At 52.6% G+C, this 22,174-nt stretch carries 17 protein-coding genes; 4 read left to right on the forward strand and 13 right to left on the reverse strand.

From position 1 onward, the window contains the following. Positions 1-4 precede the first annotated feature (4 nt). The 4 genes from FLT43_RS14415 to FLT43_RS14430 are packed head-to-tail and all read left to right on the forward strand — an operon-like array spanning position 5 to position 5,304. Positions 5-718 (forward strand): flavodoxin family protein, encoded by a 714-nt coding sequence (locus FLT43_RS14415; RefSeq protein WP_087440187.1) that lies wholly within the window; start codon positions 5-7, stop codon positions 716-718. Then, complete coding sequence (locus FLT43_RS14420) at positions 705-1,781, forward strand: zinc metalloprotease (protein ID WP_087440188.1); 1,077 nt, start codon at positions 705-707, stop codon at positions 1,779-1,781. The genes FLT43_RS14415 and FLT43_RS14420 overlap by 14 nt, the downstream gene beginning before the upstream one ends. Continuing rightward, entirely contained in the window at positions 1,778-3,916 is a 2,139-nt protein-coding gene (locus tag FLT43_RS14425; RefSeq protein WP_087440189.1) for a peptidase domain-containing ABC transporter, read from the forward strand. Before FLT43_RS14420 ends, FLT43_RS14425 begins: the two co-directional genes overlap by 4 nt. Beyond that, positions 3,913-5,304 (forward strand): S8 family peptidase, encoded by a 1,392-nt coding sequence (locus tag FLT43_RS14430; protein ID WP_087440190.1) that lies wholly within the window; start codon positions 3,913-3,915, stop codon positions 5,302-5,304. Before FLT43_RS14425 ends, FLT43_RS14430 begins: the two co-directional genes overlap by 4 nt. A 364-nt stretch (positions 5,305-5,668) precedes the next feature. Here FLT43_RS14430 and argH read toward each other — a convergent pair whose 3' ends face one another. The 13 genes from argH to secA form a co-directional block, all read right to left on the reverse strand. Next, positions 5,669-7,069, reverse strand: a complete 1,401-nt coding sequence (gene argH / locus FLT43_RS14435) for an argininosuccinate lyase (RefSeq protein ID WP_087440191.1) — start codon at positions 7,067-7,069, stop codon at positions 5,669-5,671. A 126-nt stretch (positions 7,070-7,195) separates the two neighbouring features. Continuing rightward, positions 7,196-8,452 (reverse strand): argininosuccinate synthase, encoded by a 1,257-nt coding sequence (locus FLT43_RS14440; RefSeq protein WP_087440192.1) that lies wholly within the window; start codon positions 8,450-8,452, stop codon positions 7,196-7,198. Positions 8,453-8,509: 57 nt separating this feature from the next. Then, positions 8,510-9,460, reverse strand: coding sequence for an ornithine carbamoyltransferase (gene argF / locus FLT43_RS14445; RefSeq protein ID WP_087440193.1), 951 nt, complete (start codon positions 9,458-9,460; stop codon positions 8,510-8,512). A gap of 121 nt (positions 9,461-9,581) precedes the next feature. Further along, positions 9,582-10,784 (reverse strand): acetylornithine transaminase, encoded by a 1,203-nt coding sequence (locus FLT43_RS14450; RefSeq protein ID WP_087440194.1) that lies wholly within the window; start codon positions 10,782-10,784, stop codon positions 9,582-9,584. After that, positions 10,781-11,638 carry an acetylglutamate kinase gene (argB, locus tag FLT43_RS14455; protein WP_087440195.1) on the reverse strand — a complete coding sequence of 286 codons (858 nt, stop codon included), beginning with the start codon at positions 11,636-11,638 and terminating at the stop codon, positions 10,781-10,783. The genes FLT43_RS14450 and argB overlap by 4 nt, the downstream gene beginning before the upstream one ends. 133 nt (positions 11,639-11,771) lie before the next feature. Continuing rightward, a complete protein-coding gene (argJ, locus tag FLT43_RS14460; RefSeq protein ID WP_087440196.1) occupies positions 11,772-13,025 on the reverse strand; it encodes a bifunctional glutamate N-acetyltransferase/amino-acid acetyltransferase ArgJ in 1,254 nt (417 codons plus the stop codon). Positions 13,026-13,064: 39 nt separating this feature from the next. Further along, the gene (gene argC / locus FLT43_RS14465; RefSeq protein WP_087440197.1) at positions 13,065-14,126 is read right to left on the reverse strand and encodes an N-acetyl-gamma-glutamyl-phosphate reductase; all 1,062 of its coding nucleotides are present in this window, start codon (positions 14,124-14,126) and stop codon (positions 13,065-13,067) included. Positions 14,127-14,365: 239 nt separating this feature from the next. Further along, entirely contained in the window at positions 14,366-15,580 is a 1,215-nt protein-coding gene (locus tag FLT43_RS14470) for a cation:proton antiporter (protein WP_087440198.1), read from the reverse strand. A 64-nt stretch (positions 15,581-15,644) separates the two neighbouring features. After that, positions 15,645-16,097 carry a cation:proton antiporter regulatory subunit gene (locus FLT43_RS14475; protein WP_087440199.1) on the reverse strand — a complete coding sequence of 151 codons (453 nt, stop codon included), beginning with the start codon at positions 16,095-16,097 and terminating at the stop codon, positions 15,645-15,647. Further along, positions 16,054-16,563, reverse strand: a complete 510-nt coding sequence (locus FLT43_RS14480) for a hypothetical protein (RefSeq protein ID WP_087440200.1) — start codon at positions 16,561-16,563, stop codon at positions 16,054-16,056. The genes FLT43_RS14475 and FLT43_RS14480 overlap by 44 nt, the downstream gene beginning before the upstream one ends. Positions 16,564-16,862: 299 nt before the next feature. Further along, positions 16,863-17,801, reverse strand: a complete 939-nt coding sequence (locus FLT43_RS14485; RefSeq protein WP_087440201.1) for a YitT family protein — start codon at positions 17,799-17,801, stop codon at positions 16,863-16,865. Positions 17,802-18,008: 207 nt separating this feature from the next. Continuing rightward, positions 18,009-19,125, reverse strand: a protein-coding gene (prfB, locus tag FLT43_RS14490) for a peptide chain release factor 2 (protein WP_115057802.1) whose coding sequence is annotated in 2 segments (ribosomal slippage) — positions 18,009-19,052 and positions 19,054-19,125 — 1,116 coding nt in all. Because the reading frame shifts where the segments join, the coding sequence is not laid out codon by codon here. 186 nt (positions 19,126-19,311) lie between these two features. Further along, complete coding sequence (secA, locus tag FLT43_RS14495) at positions 19,312-21,822, reverse strand: preprotein translocase subunit SecA (RefSeq protein WP_087440203.1); 2,511 nt, start codon at positions 21,820-21,822, stop codon at positions 19,312-19,314. Positions 21,823-22,174 lie beyond the last annotated feature (352 nt).

A 22,174-nucleotide genomic window follows, 5' to 3' on the forward strand; every position in this document is an offset into this window, starting at 1 on the left:
GAGATTGAAAAACATATTTGTATATATCGGATCTCGAAATAAGGATTCCAGACTGTTTCGGTACACATACCAAATTATCGATTTTGTCCGTAACAATGGTAATGCTGTAGGAAATATCGACATTTACTCTCCACTTAATTGTAATCTTCATCCATCCACAGGATGCAAAAACTGCTTTCAAAAAGGATTTTGCCCGAATGAAGAATCGCCTAACGATGATGGAGAACTGATTAAAACAAAAATAGAGCAGGCTGATATTGTTATTTTGGCTAGCCCTGTCTATTCTCACAACGTGTCATCGGATATGAAGGTGCTAATTGACCGCCTTTCCTATTGGGCACACATCTTCAAGCTTGCGGGTAAATCCGGTGTTATCGTGACTACGGCTGAAAGCAATGGTGCACAGTTCGTAGCCGACTATCTGACAAAAATAATGACTTATATGGGCGCTTCGATTGAACATATCGTTAATTTTGTAAATAGTGAGCAAGACCTTGCTGAGATGTACGCGGAAGAAGCTGCACACAAAATTATTGAAATTTGTGATGATAGCTATCATGTTACACCGACAAGTCAGCAGGAACTTACGTTCCAAACTTTGAAGCTGATCCTGCTTGACTACCCACGGGACCATTTTGAGTATCGTTATTGGAAGGATCACGGCTTATTTGATTGCCAATCTTATGAGGAGCTTGTAAACAAATATGTTAAAGTTTAAGCAGTTTTCCTTACATCCTTTTACGATTACTATCATTTATCCGCTTATTTCATTTTTTCTTTTTTTGTGGACGAAGGAAGACACCTTGTTTCTTGTATCTACATGTTTTGTATTAGGTTTTGCATGTATTACAATTCACGAGTTAGGTCATGTTTTTGCCGATTATGTAATGGGATCAAAGTTTCATTTCATGTCAGCAGGTCCGATTCTACTCTTGCCAGGCAAGCAGGGCCAATTCAGAGTTGCTTTAAACTCCGATTTATATATGATGTGTGGCATGGCAAGCAGCTATATCCCTTCGAACCATTTATCAGATAAAGTGCTGCAAAAAAAACTGATTCCCGCTTATTTGGGTGGTCCGCTTGCTAATTTGTTTGCCATTGTGATAGGTTTCCTCGTCAGATTAATGCCAATTGAAAACGAGTGGTTATGGGATGCAACGAGTTATTTCATCATTCTGAATATGGCAATATTTATTGGTACAGCGTTTCCTTTTAGTAGTTATACAGATGGCGGCAAAATATTGGAACTGATTCGTGGACGAAATATGGAGCCTTATCGTATAGGGAACCAGTATCTGAATCCGGATTTTACATTAACTGCTTCAACGGTCAATGCTTGCGAGCAGCAGCTTGATGAAACACCCCAGCTTTCCAAAAGCTATCACCTAGGCATCACGCTCATACAATACCACATGCAAAATCGTAATTATGAGCGCAGCTTGCATATTATTGATCAACTGACCAGTAAGCTTACAAAAGGAGATGATCCGATTATGGAAAATCTGATTTCTTTTTATCGCGGCTTATTCCTATGGGCATCTAAATCAGACATTGATGAAGACATTCTAGCGCGGCTTAAAAATATTAATTATACCTATGGCCGTTCTTTTTGCTATCTGGCGGAAGCAATGATTCATTATGCCGAAGGACACCAAACAGACAACCGACAGAAGCTCTTACAGCATTCAAAAAAATGGCTTTACAAGATTATGGATCATCGCCAAGAAGATATTATTACCTATGCAATTGATTCTATTCAAAAAAATGAGATGTGCGCATGACGATACGAAAAAGAGTGCCTTTTATCCAACAGATGGAATATAGTGAATGTGGTTTAGCTTGTCTGGCCATGCTTTTGAATTATTATCGTCATCATATAGACCTCAATCAATTAAGAGAAGAGTATCCTGCTCCTAGAGGCGGCTACTCTCTCTTCAATTTGGTAGAAATAGCTCAAAACAAGCATTTCGAGACAGAAGCGTTCCGAACTGATACCGGGCACCTGAAACAACTTCATCTGCCGGCGATCATCCACTGGGAAGGCAAGCATTTTGTTTTGTTGGAAAAAATCCATGCTCGCAGCTATACCATTGTAGATCCGGCCAGCGGGCGTCAACGCATCACAGAGGAGGATTTTTTGCGCAAGTTCACAGGTTATATTGTGACACTGAAGCCCTCTTCCGATTTTGAAACAAAAAAAGCGACAACGAGCAGTCTTCTTTTAAATTATTTAAAAAAATATAAATGGATCCTCCTATCTATTCTTATATTTACATTAGGTCTGCAAGCCGTTATGGTAAGCATTCCTTTATTCACGAAGTGGTTTATTGATCAGGTGGTAGCGACTAAAGATGCAAGCTTTCTAAGCCAAACGGGATTTATGCTGTTGCTCATGCTTATTACGTATATTTTCATTAACGGTATGCGGAGTCTCATTATCGCTTTTGTCCAGACCAAGCTGGATCGCGCTATCATGGATGACTTTATGGATACTTTGCTGCATCTTCCCTTCCCTTTCTTCGACAATCGGAGTAACGGTGACATTTTGTTTAGGGCAAATTCAAATATTTATATTCGGGAAATTTTGTCAACTACCTTAGTTACGTTATTTATTGACTTATTGTTGTTAATTACCTATTCCGCAATGATGATCAAGTTTTCATTACAGCTTAGTCTAGTACTTATTTGTACAAGCGCTGTACTTGGACTTACATTGTTCCTCAATTCCAAGGTCGTTAGAAAGATGGTGGATAACAATATACGTGATAAAATTCAAGTTCAATCTACCGTCACGGAAATGGTCTATAATACGTTGGATATTAAGGTTTTAGGCATTGAGGACAGGCTGTTTGGTAAATGGAAAAAGAAATATGAGCACCAGCTTCACAGCACACAAAAGCTTAATATTTGGGGGTCCTTAATTCAGACATTCACCTCTGCAATCCAAGTGATTCTCCCGCTTTTAATATTATGGCTTGGTGCTTTTATGGTGCTTCGAGGCGATATTACGATGGGGACGTTACTTGCCTTCAGCTCCATTGCAGGTTCTTTTATCACCCCTGTCATCTCGATCAGCAATAACTATACTGAACTTGTGTCGTTAAAGTCTTATTTCTCACGTATTCAAGATGTGTTGAAGACTAAAAAAGAACAGGAGCAACCCGATAAGCTACTTGCCCCTAAGCAATTGAAGGGAAAAATTGAGTTCCGGAATGTATCATTTAAATACAATCGTTTTAATGAAGAAATAATTAAAAACATTTCTTTTATTATTCATCCCGGGGAAAGTGCAGCGATTGTAGGTCACTCTGGTTCAGGGAAAAGCACCATTGCCAAGCTGCTTTTAGGGCTTAACAAACCTGCCTCAGGCCAAATTCTGATAGATGATATTCCGATTGAACAATATAACCTAGTTAAGCTTAGAGCCTTGATGGGTTCGGTGCTTCAAGAAGCCCAACTGTTTAACGGAACGATCAGAGAAAATATTCGAATGAGCTCTGAAGCAAATGATGAGCAGGTTATTCATGCTGCACAGAAGGCTTATATTTACAATGAAATCATGAGTACACCATTAGGCTTCGATACGATTGTTACAGAATCCGGAGCTAACTTTTCGGGTGGACAACGCCAACGTTTACTTTTGGCAAGAGCATTGGTGTCCGCGCCAAAGGTACTTATATTGGATGAAGCAACAAGCAGCTTGGATAACATATCTGAATTGTATATTAAAAAAAGCATCAGCAAACAGCCATGCACCAAGCTCATCATTGCCCATCGACTGGATACGATTCAAGATGCGGATAAAATTCTGCTCCTGCATAACGGTCAAATAATCGAAGAAGGCGATCATACCAGCCTCATTCATCAGCAAGGTCATTATTATGATTTGTATGTAAAGAAAGGAGAGGTTGTATGAAGAAACTGATGTACTCTTGTTTATTTATGTTATTTGGAATGTTTATATTTACTTCTCATGTAGGAGCCCAAGCTGGCGAAACTACTATTTTATTCAAACCAGAGGTTTCACTAGAGGAAAAGCAAGAATTTTTAGCCCAAAATCAATTTGATCTGCTCTATGAAATTCCAGAGGTAAATCTCGTCACGGTAAACATGGATGAAGCACAAATCGCAGAGCTAGAGCGGCACCCTTTCATTGAAGCTTTAAATCCGGCAACCTCCATAAAAAAACCGGAGATAACCACAATTCAACCTGTCACCTTTCGGCCTGTGCAAAGACTTCAAACTCTGATGAGTCCTATTTCATTGTTATGGGATTTTCAATGGGATATGAAGGCAGTGACCTCAGACGGTCAAAGCTATTCCTTGCATACACCTTCAACGGGAACGGTGATTGGCATTATTGATTCAGGGATTGATACCTCCCATCCAGATTTACAGCATAGCATTGTAGAGGGATCAAAAAATTTAGTTCCCGCAGGCGGACATAATGGAACAGAGCCGGAAGAGCAAGGAAAACTTGATGATATTGAGGATAAATTAGGACATGGTACAGGCGTGGCGGGACAAATTACAGCAAATGGTATGCTTAAAGGCGCTGCCCCGGGTATCGGTATTAAAGTTTACCGAGTATTCGGAACCAAATCGGCAAAAACAAGCTGGGTGATTAAAGCAATTATTGAAGCGGCTAACGATGAGGTAGATGTCATCAACTTAAGCATAGGTGAATATATGCTCGTCAGCGGCCAATTTAGCAATGGAGCTAATGATTCGGCTGAATATAACGCTTATAAGCGTGCTATAAATTATGCCTATGAAAAAGGCAGCGTTGTTGTCGCCTCAGTTGGAAATGACGGTGTACAAATATCAGACAATCAACAAATGATAGATGTATTAAATAGCAAGCTGAATAATATCACCGTGGTCGAAGGAAAAGTGCTGGATATGCCCGGACATCATCAAAATGTTGTGGCCGTTGGTTCAACTGGACCAACAAAGGAGCTGTCCTTATTCAGCAACTATGATCAAGACTTCCTAAATGTGCTTGCGCCAGGAGGGGATTTCAGATACTTGTATCAATATGGACAAGACCAATGGACAGAAGAGAAATGGTTTGAAAAAGAGCTGTTACTCACAACTTGGCTTGAAGGCGGGTACAATTATGATGCCGGAACGTCATTTGCAGCACCAAAGGTTTCAGCCGCTGTAGCATTGATTATAGATAAATACGGGTGGAAGGATAATCCCGAAAAAGTGATGGGGCATTTAAAAAACTATTCTACTTACGAGCCGGATTTAACCGATAACTATCGCCATCTAAATATCGTTAATCTGCTCACGCATTAATCTGTTCAAAACTAATACAATCAGCACCAGTTCTTCCCCGCATAACCTTCCAGCCAATAAGGAAGACTTCATTACCGGTGCGGAGGGAAAGAAGCAATTCGCAGCACCAGAACGTACTTCTCAACGACGGGGAGAGGATGCCTCCGGACTTTTCGCAGCAAAGGACAGATATCAACCTAACCACAAGCGGCCTATGTGCCCATCGGAGAAAAAGGTCCCTGCCGCATCAGGCAGGGACCTCTAGAATTACCTTGGCATGCGTCAGCGCCTCACGGGACGCTATTAACGCATGCCCAGCGTTATAACGGGCAAGGCCCATTTTCATGAACCCGATGTGTCCGAAATGTAACGGTTATGCATTCGGCTACTTCTCCTGCACCCAGGCCGCCGTCTTCGCCGCTGCTTGCTCGGCGCGGGCGATCGCCGCCTGCACCTGACCGGTCGCGGTGCCGCCGTATACGTTCCGGGCGTTGACCACGTTCTCCGGCTGCAGCACCGTATAGATGTGCTCGTCGAACAACGGGGAGAATTGCTGGAATTCTTCCAGGGTCAGATCGAGCAAAAACTTGTTCCTCTCGATGCAGTAGAGCACCGTCTTGCCGATTACTTCATGCGCCTGCCGGAACGGCAAGCCTTTGTTCACGAGGAAGTCGGCGATGTCGGTCGCGTTGGAGAAGTCCTGGCGGACCGCGTCGGCCATCCGGCCGCGGTTGACCTTCATCGTGCCGATCATCGGCGCGAACAGACGTAGCGCTCCATCGAGCGTATCCACCGTATCGAACATGCCTTCCTTGTCTTCCTGCATGTCTTTGTTGTACGCGAGCGGCAGCGCCTTGAGCACGGTCAGCATGCCGACGAGATGACCGTACACGCGTCCAGTCTTGCCACGCACCAGTTCGGCCACATCCGGATTTTTCTTCTGTGGCATAATACTCGAACCCGTGCAGAACGCGTCGTCCAGCTCGATGAATTGGAACTCGGTACTCGACCAGAGCACCATCTCCTCGCACAGCCGGGACAGGTGCATCATAATGAGCGACGCGTTCGAGAGGAACTCGACGATGAAATCGCGGTCGCTCACCGCATCGAGGCTGTTCTCGTACACGCGGTCGAAGCCAAGCAGCTCGGCGACCAGATGCCGATCGATGGCGAAGGTCGTTCCCGCCAAGGCGCCGGCGCCAAGCGGCAGAACATTGATCCGCTTGTAGCTGTCGATAAGGCGCTCGATATCGCGCTCGAACATGGATACGTACGCCATCAGATGATGGGCGAACAGGATCGGCTGCGCCCGCTGCAAATGAGTGTATCCCGGCACGATCGTGCCGATATTTTCCTTGGCCTGCTTGATAAGCGCGTTCTGCAGGTCAGCCAGCAGGCCGACGAAGGAGACGACATGCTTGCGCAAGTAGAGATGCATATCGGTCGCCACCTGATCGTTGCGGCTTCGTCCCGTATGCAGCTTCCCGCCGACCGGGCCGACGATTTCTATCAGCGTCTTTTCGATATTCATATGGATATCTTCATCAGATACGGAATATTCCATCTCGCCGTTCTGAATCCGGTTCAAGACTTGATTCAATCCGTTTTTAATAGTCTCGACATCGTCCTGCGGTAGAATTCCGCAGCGGCCCAGCATGGTGACATGCGCGAGGCTGCCCTGAATGTCTTCTTCTGCCATCAATTTGTCAAATGAGATCGAGGCCGTATATTGTTCCACCAGCTCGTTCGTCTGCTTCGTGAACCGGCCGCCCCATAATTTGCTCACCCTGTAACCCCCTCCACCTTGCTTGCGTTGCAGACCCGCAACCCGTGCCTGCGGCAAGCGGCTGCAGCTGCCGTACGTAACTGCCTTGCGCAGCTCCCTAGTCTCCGCCTGCCTGTTCCGTGCTGTCTATTGCTCCAGCTTGGCTCCGTGCACGCTGGCGCCATGGACGCCGGATGCGACCTTCAGCCGCAGCGCGTTCAGATGAATGAAGCCGGTCGCATCATTCTGATCGTAAGCCTGGGTCGGATCGGCTTCCATCGTTGCGATATCCGGGTTGTACAGGCTCAACGGGCTCTGCACCCCGGCGCCGAGGACATTGCCTTTGTACAGCTTCAGGCGAACGGTGCCCGTCACATGCTTCTGGCTCTCGTCCACGAGCGCTTGAATCGCAAGGCGTTCCGGGGCGAACCAGAAGCCGTTATACACGATCGAGCTATACTTCGGAATGAGCGAGTCACGCAGATGCATCACTTCGCGGTCCATCGTGAGCGACTCCATTTTCCGGTGTGCAGTGAACAGAATCGTCCCTCCCGGCGTCTCGTATACGCCCCGGCTCTTCATGCCGACGAAGCGGTTCTCGACCATGTCGACGCGGCCGATGCCGTGCTTGCCGCCAAGCTCATTCAGCTTGTTCATCACCTGCAGCGGCGTCATATGCTCACCGTTGACCGCGACGCAGTTCCCCTGATCGAACGTCAATTCGACGTACTCGGCTTCGTCTGGCGCGTCTTCCGGCGCCACGCTCAGCACGTACATTTCCTTGTTGCTGTCGGCAGCCGCGTCGAACCACGGATCCTCCAGCATGCCGCTCTCGAAGCTGATATGAAGCAGGTTGCGGTCGGTCGAGTACGGCTTCGCCGCCGATGCCTGCACCGGAATGCCATGCTTCTCCGCATAAGCGATCATCTCGGCGCGGCCCGGGAATTGGGACCGGAACTCTTCGGAGCGCCATGGGGCGATCACTTCGATGTCCGGCGCCAGCGACGCGACAGCCAGCTCGAAGCGCACCTGATCATTGCCTTTGCCCGTCGCGCCATGCGCAATGAACTTGGCCCCCTCCTTGCGGGCGATCTCGACCATGCGCTTCGCAATCAGCGGCCGCGCGATGCTCGTGCCGAGCAAATATTGGCCTTCGTACAGGGCGCCCGCCTGGAACATCGGGTAGATGAAATCGCGAGCGAACTCCTCCTGGAGATCGTCGATATATACTTTGGATGCGCCGGTCGCGATCGCTTTCGCTTCGAGGCCGTCCAGTTCTTCCTTCTGGCCCACATCTGCGGTGAACGCGATAATTTCGGCGTCATAGGTTTCTTTTAACCAGGTTAAAATGACCGACGTATCGAGGCCGCCCGAATACGCCAATACGATTTTGATCTTTTCCACTTCTGTCTCCCCCGTTCCTCTTCATCCCGTTCCTGCCATACTATCTCTTCTATCCCGTTATCCCATCAAAGCCGCCAGGATCGCCTTCTGTGCGTGCAGGCGATTTTCCGCCTCGTCGAAAATAACCGAATTGCCGCCGTCAATAACGTCCGCGCTTACCTCTTCGCCGCGATGCGCCGGCAGGCAATGCATGAAGATGTAATCCGGCTTCGCATAGCGCACGAGGTCCTCATTCACCTGGAAGCTCTTGAACGCCTGCTCCCGTACCTTCTGCTCTTCCTCGAAGCCCATGCTTGCCCACACATCCGTGTAAATGACATCCGCAGCCGCGACCGCTTCGGCAGGATCCTGGGTGACAACCAGTTCCGCTCCGGTCAGCCCGGCCTGCTCCTTGCATTGGGCAATCACATTGGCATCCGGCGCGTAGCCTTCCGGAGAAGCGACAGCCATGTTGACGCCCAGCTTCGCGGCGCCCATCATAAGCGAGTGCGCCATATTATTGCCGTCGCCGATATAAGCGACTTTCAAGCCGGCCAGACGGCCTTTATGCTCGAGAATCGTCTGGTAGTCGGCCAGCACCTGGCAAGGATGGCTCATATCCGTCAGTCCGTTGATGACCGGAATTGTCGCGCTGCGCGCCAGATCAATGACCGTGCGATGAGCGAACGTTCGAATCATGATGCCGTCCAGATAGCGGGACATCACCTGCGCCGTATCCGAGATCGTCTCTCCGCGCCCTAACTGCAGATCGTTTTTGCTCAAAAAGAGCGCATGTCCGCCCAACTGGTACATGCCCACCTCGAAGGAGACACGCGTCCGGGTGGACGACTTCTCGAAAATCATGCCAAGCGTCTTCCCCGCCAGCGGATGGTACACCTCGCCCGCCTTCTGCTTGCGCTTCAGTTCGATCGCCAAATCGATTAAGTACTCCAGCTCTTCCTTCGTATAATCAGCCAACGCGATGAAATCGCGTCCGCGCAAATCAATCTTCGCCCCTGTCAATGTCATAAAGCCACCTCCGTAATCCGTCTCGTCGCGGCGGTTCGCCGCGAATGTATTCCTGTTGCGCCTTCAATGAACGAAGCCCCCGGCCGCAAGCGCCCGGCAGGCTCCGGGTATGGTATTTGATTTATACGAGCGCCTTCGCCAGCGAACGCGCCTCCAGCACTTGATGCAGAATCGAGACCGCCTCATCGATCTCCTCCGGCGTTACGAGCAGATTCGGCAGCAGCCGGACGACGTTCGGACCGGCCGTAATGACGAGGAGTCCGGCGGCGCGGGCCGCTTCCACGATGTCCGCGGCCGGTTCGCTGCATTCGATTCCGATAATGAGCCCCAAGCCGCGGACATCCTTCACCACCGGCACGTCGCTCAGCTTCACCTTCAGCGAGTTCAGCAGATACGCTCCGCGCTCCGCCGCCCGCTGGGCGGCCTTCTCCTCGATCATCGTCTCCATCGTGCCGATGACCGCGGACATCGCGAGCGGATTGCCGCCGAAGGTTGAGCCGTGGCTGCCGGGGCCGAACGCTTCGCGCAGATGCTCCTTGGCGAGCATCGCGCCGACCGGGAAGCCGCTGCCCAGCCCCTTCGCAACGGTGAATATATCGGGCTCAAGCCCGTAATGCTCGTGCGCGAACAGCGCTCCCGTGCGGCCCATGCCGGTCTGCACCTCGTCGATGATAAGCAGCAGCCCGTGTTCGGCGCACAGCTTCGCCACTTCTTGGGCGAAGGCTGCCTTAATCGTATGCACGCCGCCTTCGGCCTGCACGATCTCCAGCATGATAGCGGCTGTCTTATCGCTCACGGCCGCCCGCAGGCTCTCGATATCGTTGAATGGCACATAGCGGAAGCCTTCCGGCAGCGGGTGAAACCCTTCCTTCACCTTATCCTGCCCTGTCGCTGTCAGCGTCGCCAGCGTCCGTCCGTGGAACGACTGCTGGAACGTAATGATCTCATAGCGTCCGCTCTTGGCCACCTTGGCGTGGTAGCGGCGGGCCAGCTTGATGGCGGCCTCATTCGCTTCCGCTCCACTGTTGCAAAAGAAGACCGCGTCCGCGCAGGTATGCTTCGTCAGCCATTCGGCCGCCTGCTCCTGCTGCGGAATGCGGAACAGGTTGGAGACGTGCCAGAGCGTCTCCAGTTGCTCCTGCACGCGCGCCTTGACCCGCTCCGGCACATGCCCGAGATTCGCGACAGCAATGCCGCTCATGAAGTCGAGATACGAGTTGCCCCGATCATCCCATAATCGGCTGCCGCTTCCTTTCACGAGTGTCATTGGATAGCGCGCATAGGTTGGCAATAATGATGATGTTACGTTGTCCGCCTGCGTCACTGTACTCCCTCCTTATCCTGTTCCTGCACGATTCGCGTGCCAATAATCTCTCCGCTCATCAGGCGATGCAATATTCCGGGCTCCGCTCCGTCTGCGATGACGACTTCCTTCACTCCGCCCGCCATGCACTGCATCGCGGCGCGAACCTTTGGAATCATCCCGCCGTAAATCTCTCCGCTCGCGATCATCGACTCGATCGCCTCTGTCGTCACGACGGGCAGAACGGTGCGAACGCCGTCGTTCATCTTCATAATTCCCGGCACATCGGTAATGACGATGAGCCGCTCCACGCCGAGATGCGCAGCAACCGCGCCGGCCGCCGTATCCGCATTAATGTTGTAGCGCTGTCCGCCGCCGTCGAGTCCGATCGGCGCGATTACCAGCATATACTGTTGGCCGATCAGCGCCTCTACTAACTCGGCATTTACCTGCGTTACGTCGCCGACGTAGCCGACTTCCGTCTCGTTGGCGACCGGCCGGGCCTGTATGAGCCCGCCGTCCGTTCCCGACAGGCCGACCGCACGCGCGCCCGTCCCGGTCAAGCGCCGGACAATCTGCTTGTTGATCTGTCCGGCCAGCACCATTTCCACAACGTCCAGCACGGTCTCATCCGTCTTGCGCAGCCCGCCTACGAATTCGCTCTCGATGCCGAGCTTGTCGAGCATCGCCGAGATCGCCGGACCGCCGCCGTGCACGATGACCGGCATCATGCCTTCCGCCTGCAGCTGCGTCAGCTGCTGATAGAATGTATCGGGCAGCGCCGCCAGGGTGCTGCCGCCGCATTTCATAACGAACCGTTCCGTCCGTACGAAGCGCTTCGTCTTCGTTCCCTTCTCCTGATCCTGAGACAACATGTGCAAGGTCCATCCCCCTCTCCACCGGGAAGCCAATCTCTTTGTAAGCCTATTACATCTATTTAGTAACATTATTACTGCCTATTTTCTTAGCGGGATAAATGATTCATCCCGTCAATTATCCAAGGTCTGTCTATGTCCGGTAGGCCGCATTGATGCGGACATAATCATAGGTCAGGTCGCAGCCCCATGCCGTCGCTGCGCCGGTGCCCATATGGAGGTCCACGTGGATATGCACCGTGTCGCCCTTCAAATAATCCAGCGCCGCGTCTTCATCGAACGGCACCGGGGTCGATTGCTTCAACACCTCAATCGGCCCGATATGAATATCGACGGTGTCGACATTCACCGGCTGGCCCGAATAGCCGACCGCCGCGATAATCCGCCCCCAGTTCGCATCCGCCCCGAAAGCGGCAGACTTGACGAGGCTGGAGCCGATAACCGACTTCGCGATCGCCCGGGCCGCATCCTCGGTCACCGCGCCGATGACGTTTACCTCGATGAGCTTCGTCGCCCCTTCGCCGTCACGGGCAATCGCCTGCGCCAGCTGACCGCAGATGTAGCGGAAGGCGGCGGCGAACGCCGCCCAATCCGGATGGCCCTCGTGCAGCGGTTCATTGCCCGCCAGGCCGCTGGCCATCGCGAGCAGCATATCGTTCGTGCTCGTGTCGCCATCGACCGTAATCATATTGAACGTCACGTCGGTCGTCTGCCGCAGCAGCCGTTCCAGCGCGGAGCGCTCAATCGCAGCGTCGGTCGTCACGAAGCCCAGCATCGTCGCCATGTTCGGATGAATCATGCCGGATCCTTTGGCCGCGCCTGCAACAGTCACGCTCTTGCCGTTCACCGTTACCGCCGCGCAGGCTTCCTTCTTGACGAGATCCGTCGTCAAAATCGCCTGCGCGAACTGCTCGGCGCCGTCCGCCTCGGCCGTCAGCCGGGCAGGCAAAGCCGCCATGCCCCGCTCGACGCACTCCATCTTCAGCCGCTCGCCGATAACGCCGGTCGAAGCGACTGCCACCTCATGCGGGGCGAAGCCCAACTGCGCGGCGAAGGCGCTGCGCATGCGGTAGGCATCCGCCTCGCCCTGCTTGCCGGTGCAGGCGTTGGCGTTGCCGCTGTTGACGAGCACGGCGCGCAGCGTGCCGGCTTCCGCCAGGCTGGCGCGGGTCACAGCCAGCGGGGCCGCCTGGAAGGCGTTCGTCGTGTAGACCGCCGCCGCCGTCGCCGCCACGTCGCATACGATGGCGCCGAGATCATTACGATCGGTTTTTTTCAGTCCGCAATGGAGGCCCCCGGCCCGGAAGCCAAGCGGCGTCGTAATGGAACCTGCAATCACCTTATAGGGCACCTCTGTGGCAGTAACCAAGGTTTCTTTATTTTTCATAAGGCATCGACCTTCTTCTTCTGAAATGGTAAGTTGCGGTTATGGGTAGACCGGAGCGAGCTGCAATCCGCTGCTCTCCTCCCAGCCCATCATCAGGTTCAAATTCTGGATGGCCTGCCCGGCCGCTCCCTTGACGACGTTGTCGAGGACGGAAATGACCGTCACCCGCTTCGTGCGGGCATCGACCGCGAAGCCGATATCGCAATAGTTCGAGCCGAACACTTCCTTCGTCGCCGGCAGCTCCCCTTGCGGGCGTATGCGGACGAAGCGCCGCCCCGCGTAGCTCTCCTGATAGAGCCGAATGAAGTCCTGCTCCGTATACTCCCCGGTCAGCGTGGCGTACATCGTGCACAGAATGCCGCGCGTCATCGGCGACAGATGGGTCGTGAAGGTCACGGTCACTGGCGTTCCCGCGGCTTCGCCCAGCAGCTGCTCGATCTCCGGGATATGCTGGTGCTTATTCACCTTGTACGCCTTGAAGTTCTCGTTCATCTCCGCATAATGAACATTCAGGCTTACGCCCCGGCCTGCTCCGGACACGCCGGACTTGGCATCGATAATGAGCGTCGCCGGATCGATCCAGCCCGCCTGCACCGCAGGCGCAAGGCCCAGCAGCGCAGCTGTCGTATAGCAGCCCGGATTGGAGATCAGCCTTCGTCCCTTCACCAGCTCCGCTCGATCGCTCCATTCGCACAGACCGTAGACCGCTTCCTCCAACAGCTCGGCAGATGGCGCCTCATGCTTATACCATTTCGTATATTCGGCCCCGTCCTTCAACCGGAAATCCCCGGATAAATCGATGACCTTAAGTCCCGCCTCCAGCAGTTGCGGCACGAGCTTGGCGCTGACGCCCGAAGGCGTCGCCGTAAATACAACCTCGGCCTTGCTCTTGATAAGCTCCGGGTCGACCCCGTCCAGCGTGTCGGTCACGATCTCATGCAGATGCGGAAATCCGGCGGTTATCGGTGTCCCGGCGCTCGATGCCGAGATGACGGAAGCAATATCCACATGCGGGTGATTCAGCAGCAGGCGAATCAACTCCACACCGCCATAGCCCGTCGATCCGACAATCGCCACCTTCAATGCCTGTTCCTTCCCCATATCTCGCACTCTCCATTTCTCTGCCTCTCAGTAGAAAATACGTTCCGGCGCAATAATTTATGTATCATTATACATCTGGATTTATATAAATACAATCACTTTTCCATTTTTCCATTTTTGTCCCCTCCACAAAGGAAAAAGGCATGGGGAGCGAAGCCGTGGGCTTCTCCTCCTCATGCCTTTTTCATATAAGTGTATACACGCTTCCGCTACCCGCTCCGATCCATGCGGAGAACGGACTACATTCCCTTATGCTGCTGCTTCGGCTTGGGCTTCTGCCTCGGCTTGCCGAATAATCCGTATATTCGCTCTGACTCCTTGGTCAGCAGCGGGCCCAAGACAGCCAATATAAGCACATACAGTACGGCGAACGACTGAACGACTGGCAGCAGTCCGCCCATTTTTCCGATATTGGCCATAATAATTGAGAATTCGCCCCTGGATACGAGCGTAAAGCCGATGTTTATCGAGGCACGCCCGGAAATGCCGGCCACGCGTCCCGCGATATAGCCGGAGAGCATATTTCCGATAATCGTAAGCAGAACCCCCAGCAAAGCTACCCATACCGCCCCGAACAGCGAGGTCGGGTCAATCGTCAAGCCGAAGCTGAAGAAGAAGATTGCTCCGAACAAGTCGCGGAACGGCAATATATAATGCTCAATCCGCTTCACATGGCTCGATTCCGCAAGCACCATACCGACCATCAAGGCCCCGATTGCCTCGGCGACATGGAAGGTCTCCGAGAAGCCTGCTGTCAGGAACAGCGCCGAGATAATGACAAGCAGGAACAGCTCCGCCGACTTGATATTCAGCCCTTTGTCGATAAAAGGAATGAACCTTCGCCCGATGAACAGGAAGAGCAGAATGAAGATTAAGGCCGACAGCGAAGTCAGGAGCACGCTCCAGAATGAGCTGTCTCCGCTCAGCACAAGCCCGGACAAAATCGAAATATGCACGGCGATGAATAAATCATCGAACATAATCATGCCCATAATAATCTCGGTCTCGGGGTTGGCTGTCCGCTTCAGATCGACGAGCACCTTCGCCACGATGGCGGTGGACGAGCTCGTCATGATGCCGCAGATAACCATCGTCTCTTTGAGCGGGAAGCCCATCAGCCATCCGAGCAGCAAACCCGAGACAAAGTTGATCCCGATGTAGCACAGCCCGCCGACGACAATCGATTTGCCCGACTTCAGCAACCGTGTGACGGAGAACTCCAACCCGAGATAGAATAGCAGGAACAGCACGCCAATGCGTCCCATGAAATCAATAAATACTCCGCTCTCAATGAACCGCAAGTCGATGACTCCGAAATGAGGAGCGTGCGGTCCGACGGCCATCCCAATCAAAATATAGAACGGGATGACCGAGAACCGGAGCTTGTTCGACACGAGTCCTACGATCGTAATTAAGGCTATCGCCAGTCCGATTTCAAAAATTAATGTATCCATATATCCCCCTTTGTACATAGGGATAGCAGCATATATCGATGCGGCTTAGCGCCGCCTCCCCTCATCAACTTTCATCGCATCCAGTAGACAAAAATGCTTTCAGCGCTTTCAGGTGCTGCCTTTCCCCGGTGACTACCAGCGTCGTATTCGGTGCAAATTGATAATCCGGACCCGGATTAATGTGCTTCGATTGGTTTTTCTCGACTACGGCGATGATGGTCGCGCCCGTTTGTTCGCGGATCTTCAATTCCCCGATGCGTTTGCCGATGCATTTTGAATGCGAATCCAGTTTGTACCATTCAATGACAAGGTCGTTCAGTGCCATCTCTACCGTTTCCAATGCTTTCGGTTGATAATTCAATCCACCGATAATACCGGCGATCATGCGGGCCTCCTCATCCTCCAACGTTACCGTCGACAGAATAAGCTCGGGATCTTCCTCGTCGAAATGGTACATTTCCCGGCGCCCGTCGTCATGAATAATAATGACCAGCTTGTCTCCGCTCTCTGTCTCCATAGAATACTTCCGACCAATTCCCGGTAAATCCGATTGCCTGATATTCAATGTGATTCCCTCCACTATCGTAATGATTCAGCTTTTTGCTCCCGGCTTTGCCAGCTGTGGGCATGGATTTGTCCACAAACGCCGAGGTGAATTTTACGGGCATGAGAAATAAACATTTGAGCGCAATCGCAATAAATGCCAAAAAATGAAAGATATGAGGTGTAATTTCAGATGGAGTGTTCCATTTTAGAATCGAGGGGGTCATACTAATCGGAGGCGGGCCGACGAACTTCATCATGACGTTCGGCCTCGTGATAACAATGGTATGCGTATACGGTTCAGCCACTTGCTTCGGCGACTCTTCCGTAACCGGATGAAAATCAACGTGCATCGGCATGATAATCGAGGTCACGAGAATAAGCACCACGATGAGAAGCGCGCACGGATTGCCACGGATTCGATTGTTCGTAACTGCCATTCATGCACCTCCCATAACTCAGTCATCAATCGGCCGGTTAGTTCATGCCGTGGTTCTGGCAGATGAATCTTATCCATCCTCTATCCAACATATATATGATGGAATCATTCATAGGAGTCGTCTACTTTTGTAAAAAGAGTATCTTCCCATATGTAGGTAACAATTCTGTAATAATCGTACCATCGGCTGGCTGCCCAAGTCAAGAAAGTTTAGATAGATTCATGTAGAAAAGAGTCTGAACATTCGACAAATGTCCAGACCCTGCCTGAAGAGGGATATATTGATGGTTATTACTCCGCTTACGGCTTGTCGGGAGACAGCTTGAACCCTTCTCCCAGCACTTCATTCGTGTCGCTAATAATGACGAAAGCTTGCCGATCGACAGAACGGACCAGCTCCTTCAGCCTGATAATCTCCGTCTGGCCGACGACGACCATCAATACGGTTCTTCCTTCCCCCGTGAAGCCGCCTTCCCCGCGCAGCTTCGTCAAGCCGCGATCAAGGTCATGCAGGATAACCTCCGACATGCGCTCGGCCTCCTCGCTGATGATGAAGGCGACCTTCGTCGAGCCGAGGCCCACCTGGACGATGTCGATCGTCTTGCTCGTAATGAACAACGCGATGAGCGCATACATGGCGCTTTCGAACGAGAGCATGAAGCCAGCCAGCGCGATGATGACGCCGTCGCAGATCGCGACGGACAGCGAGAGGCTGATGCGTCCGTACCGGTGCAGGAGCTGCGCCGAGATGGCGTTGCCCCCTGTCGAGCCGCGCCCGCGGAAGACGATGCCGAGACCCAGGCCGATGCCGATGCCGCCGAATATGGACGCCAGCAGCGGGTTATCTGTCGCCGGCTCGATGTGGCTCGTCAGAAAAATAAAGGTCGGCAGCGCCAGCGAGCCGACGAATGTCCGTACGCCGAACTGCTTGCCGAGCAGCAGAACGCCGATAATGAATAACGGAATATTGAAGGCATACTGAGTGTAGGCCGGGTTCCAGCCGAATTGCTTGTCAAGCAGAATGGACAGACCGGAGATGCCGCCGGAGGCAATGCGGTTCGGCAGCATCAGACTGTTGAACGTGAGCGCCATAATGAAGGCGCCGGCCAAAATCCAGCCGTAATCAAGAACGATTCGGAGCGGATGATGGTAGGGCAGCCGGGGCTCGCGGCGCCGCGGCTTGCGGGAAGATGCCGATGAGGCTTGCGATTGGGATTGAGATTGGGATTGAGTTGGCATTACGATTGCGTCTCTCCTTCGTCACCATAATTGCAGAGCATGGACCGCGTCCATGATAGTATTGCATTCCGGCCAGCACTCTAGTAAAGTGAAGCATTGCCGTGCAGAAAAAAACCTGCGCCGATGTAAACACCGGCGCAGGTGGCAAGTCGGTCTATATTAGGGCGAGTCAAAAAGCCGGGGCTTTTTTGAACTGAACAGCCTCTATCAAGATTCGGAAGCGGGTTGGATTAATGTGCGCAAATACGCTTCAATGAATTCGTCGATGTCGCCGTCCATGACAGCCCCGACGTTGCCCGTCTCCACCTGGGTGCGATGGTCCTTGACCATGCTGTACGGGTGAAACACGTACGAACGGATCTGGCTGCCCCACGCGATATCCATCTGATCGCCGCGGATCTCGGCAAGCTGCTTCTGCTGCTCTTCGATCTTGCGTTCGTACAATTTGGATCGCAGGAGGGTCATCGCCCGTTCGCGGTTTTTGATCTGGGAGCGTTCCGTCTGGCATGTCACGACGATGCCGGTCGGAATATGCGTAATCCGCACGGCCGAATCTGTCGTATTGATATGCTGGCCGCCGGCGCCGCTGGCCCGGTACGTATCAATCTTCAAGTCCTCTGTCCGCACCTCGATGTCGACATCATCCGTAATCTCGGGAACGACATCGCAGGAGACGAAGGACGTATGGCGTCTTCCTGAGGAATCGAATGGAGAGATGCGCACCAGCCGGTGAACGCCTTTCTCCGCCTTCAAGTAGCCGTACGCGTTGTATCCTTTGATAAGCAGCGTCACGCTCTTGATGCCGGCTTCATCCCCTGGAAGGTAGTCCAGAACCTCGACCTTGAAGCCCCGCTGCTCGGCCCAGCGCGTATACATGCGCAGCAGCATTTGGCCCCAGTCCTGCGACTCGGTGCCGCCTGCGCCCGGATGAAGCTCCAGAATGGCATTCATCTTATCGTACGGCTCGCTGAGCAGCAGTTGAAGCTCGAACTGCTCGACCCGCTCGTACAGCTGCTTGACGCTGTCTGCCAGCTCTTGCGCCAGGCCTTCGTCATTTTCCTCGTCGGCCAGTTCCAGCATCATCTGCGTGTCCTCGTGGTCCTGCTGCAGCTTGCTGTACTCCTCAACAATACCCTTGATGGCGTTAAGCTCGCTAATAAGGCCTTGTGCCCGTTCGTTGTCGTCCCAGAAGTCCGGAGCCGACATCTTCTCTTCATAGTTCGATATCATCTCTTGCTTCAGATCGAAGTCAAAGAGACCCCCTAAGGTTGGTCAATTTGGCTGCGATATCCCGCAATTGATGACGTACGCTTGCATCAATCATGTGCTGTCACCTCGACCATAGTGTATGGGAAGGAAAGGCGTCCCATTCCCTCCGATCCGAATAACGGGCGGCTCCCTAATCTGCCGCCCGTCCTTCTCATCGGCTTACTGCCATGCCGCCGCTCAGACAGTGCCTCCTGTGGTTGTAGTACATTGACCGACCCGAGGCCTATCGAAGAACGGCTCCTTATCCTTGCTTGCCATGACATTGCTTGTATTTCTTGCCGCTGCCGCAAGGGCAAGGGTCGTTCCGGCCAATCGTTTCGCCCTTGGCAACCGGACGCTTGACCGCCGGCTCGGCGTTAGTCGACATTTTGCTCTCGTCGACTACGGCTTGGCGTTCCACGTTCTGCTCCACCTGAGCCTTCATAATGTATTGGGAGACTTCTTCCTGAATGGAAGCAATCATGCTGTTGAACATCTCATAGCCTTCGAACTGATATTCACGCAGCGGATCGGTACCGCCGTAGGCCCGCAAGTGAATGCCCTGGCGAAGATGATCCATCGCATCGATATGATCCATCCATTTGGAATCGACCGCGCGGAGCACGACGACCTTCTCGAACTCGCGCACGAGCTCCGGTCCGATACGCTCTTCCCGCTCGGTATACTTCTCCATGACCTTGTCGAACAGGAACTGGACGATCTCGTCCTTCTCCTTGCCCCACAGGTCATCCTTCGTAATCGTATCTTCATCAAGCATCGTCCGGTGCATATAATCGACGATCTCCTGCAGCTCCCAGTTCTCCGGAATATCATCCTCATTGCAGTGAGCGTCGACATTACGTTCGATGCAAGGCTTGATCATATCCATAACGATCTGGCGGATATTTTCCGCTTCCAGCACCTCGTGGCGCTGGCGGTAAATAATCTCGCGCTGCTGGTTCATCACGTCGTCATATTGAAGGACGACTTTGCGCAAGTCGAAGTTATTGCCTTCGACCCGCTTCTGCGCCGATTCTACCGCGCGGGTAATCAGCTTCGACTCGATCGGCTGATCTTCTTCGAAGCCGAGGCGCTCCATCATGCCGAGCACGTTGTCCGCGCCGAAGCGGCGCATCAGCTCGTCTCCGAGCGACAGATAGAACTGCGTCGATCCCGGGTCGCCCTGGCGTCCCGCACGGCCGCGAAGCTGGTTATCGATCCGGCGGCTCTCATGGCGCTCCGTTCCGATAATATGCAGCCCGCCAAGCTCCGCCACACCTTCACCGAGAATAATATCTGTACCGCGCCCGGCCATATTGGTCGCGATTGTAACTTGACCCGGCTCGCCCGCACGGGAGATAATCTCGGCTTCCTCCTTATGGAACTTCGCGTTCAAGACCTGATGCTTAACGCCTTTTTTCCGCAGCTTATCTGACAGCAGCTCCGAGTTCTCGATCGATACCGTACCGACAAGAACTGGCTGCTGCTTCTGATGCCGGTTCACGATTTCTTCGACGACCGCGTTGTACTTCGCGTTCTCCGTCTTGTAGACGACATCCGCCCCGTCCTTCCGCTGGTTCGGCTTGTTCGTCGGAATCTGAATGACCTCGAGGCCGTAGATGCTCTTGAATTCTTCTTCCTCCGTCTTCGCAGTACCAGTCATGCCAGCCAGCTTACGGTACATCCGGAAATAGTTCTGGAACGTGATCGTCGCGAGCGTCATACTCTCGTTCTGCACTTCCAGCTTTTCCTTCGCCTCAATCGCCTGATGGAGACCGTCGCTGTACCGGCGGCCCGCCATCATACGGCCCGTGAATTCATCGACGATGACAATCTCGCCGTCATTCACCACATAGTCAACGTCGCGGCGCATAATCACGTGCGCCTTGAGCGCCTGCTGCAAGTGGTGGTTCAACGTGACGTTCTTCAGGTCGAACAGGTTATCGACAGCAAGCACCTTCTCCGCCTTCGTTACCCCGGCTTCTGTGAGAGCGACCTGGCGTGTCTTGACGTCGACCGTGTAATCCTCTTCTGGGTCCAACAGTCTCGCGAATGAATCCGCAAAATGGTAGAGATCTGTCGACTTGGCAGCTTGTCCAGAAATAATCAGCGGCGTCCGCGCTTCATCGATCAGAATCGAATCCACTTCATCAATAATGGCAAAGTTCAACGGGCGCTGAACCATTTGTTCCTTATAGAGCACCATGTTATCGCGCAAGTAATCAAAGCCGTACTCATTGTTGGTGCCATACGTAATATCGCACGTATAGGCTTCCTTTTTCATTAGAGGATCCATGCCAGCCAAGTTCAAGCCGACCGTCATCCCTAAGAACTGGTATATTTGCCCCATCTCTTCGCTGTCACGTGTTGCCAAATAGTCATTGACCGTGACAACATGCACGCCTTTGCCTGTGAGGGCGTTCAGGTAGACGGGCAAAGTTCCGACCAGCGTCTTCCCTTCCCCGGTTTTCATTTCGGCAATCTTGCCTTCATGAAGTACCATACCGCCAAGCAGCTGCACATCATAGTGACGCTTGTTGAGCACGCGCTTGCCCGCTTCGCGGACGGTAGCGAACGCTTCAGGCAGCAATTGATCCAGCGTGTCGCCTTTCTCGAGACGGGCGCGGAATTCCTCCGTCTTCCCACGCAACTGTTCATCCGTTAATTTCGCGAATTCCGGCTCCATGCCATTGATCTGTTCCACAGTCTTCATCAACCGTTTCACTTCGCGTTCGTTGGCATCACCGAATATCTTTTTCACAAGTCCTAGCATGCTAAACCCCTTTCACGCAAATCCGTTCGTGATTTCTTCGTCCATCCCACCCCCGCGGAGCGGGTGGATTCGGGAATGGCGGCGTTGACTCGTTTTGCAATAAATTGTAACAGTTTCAAAAGGCGCCCGCAACCTTGGCAGGGCAGGAATTCGCGCATTTCGGCCAATTCAGGCCGTCCTGCCTTGCAGAATGAGTGAATGTCTCGCTTTCGCAAACAATATGAAACTTTTCAAGTCAAGTCACAAGTTGTATATAAAAAACATCCTTACTAGAATATATACGCGAAAAGAGCCCATTCCGTTGTGGAAATAGGCTCAGTCCAAATTTGGGTATTGGGTGCAGACTCTGACA

The organism is Paenibacillus thiaminolyticus, assembly GCF_007066085.1.
GTDB classification, from domain to species: domain Bacteria; phylum Bacillota; class Bacilli; order Paenibacillales; family Paenibacillaceae; genus Paenibacillus_B; species Paenibacillus_B thiaminolyticus.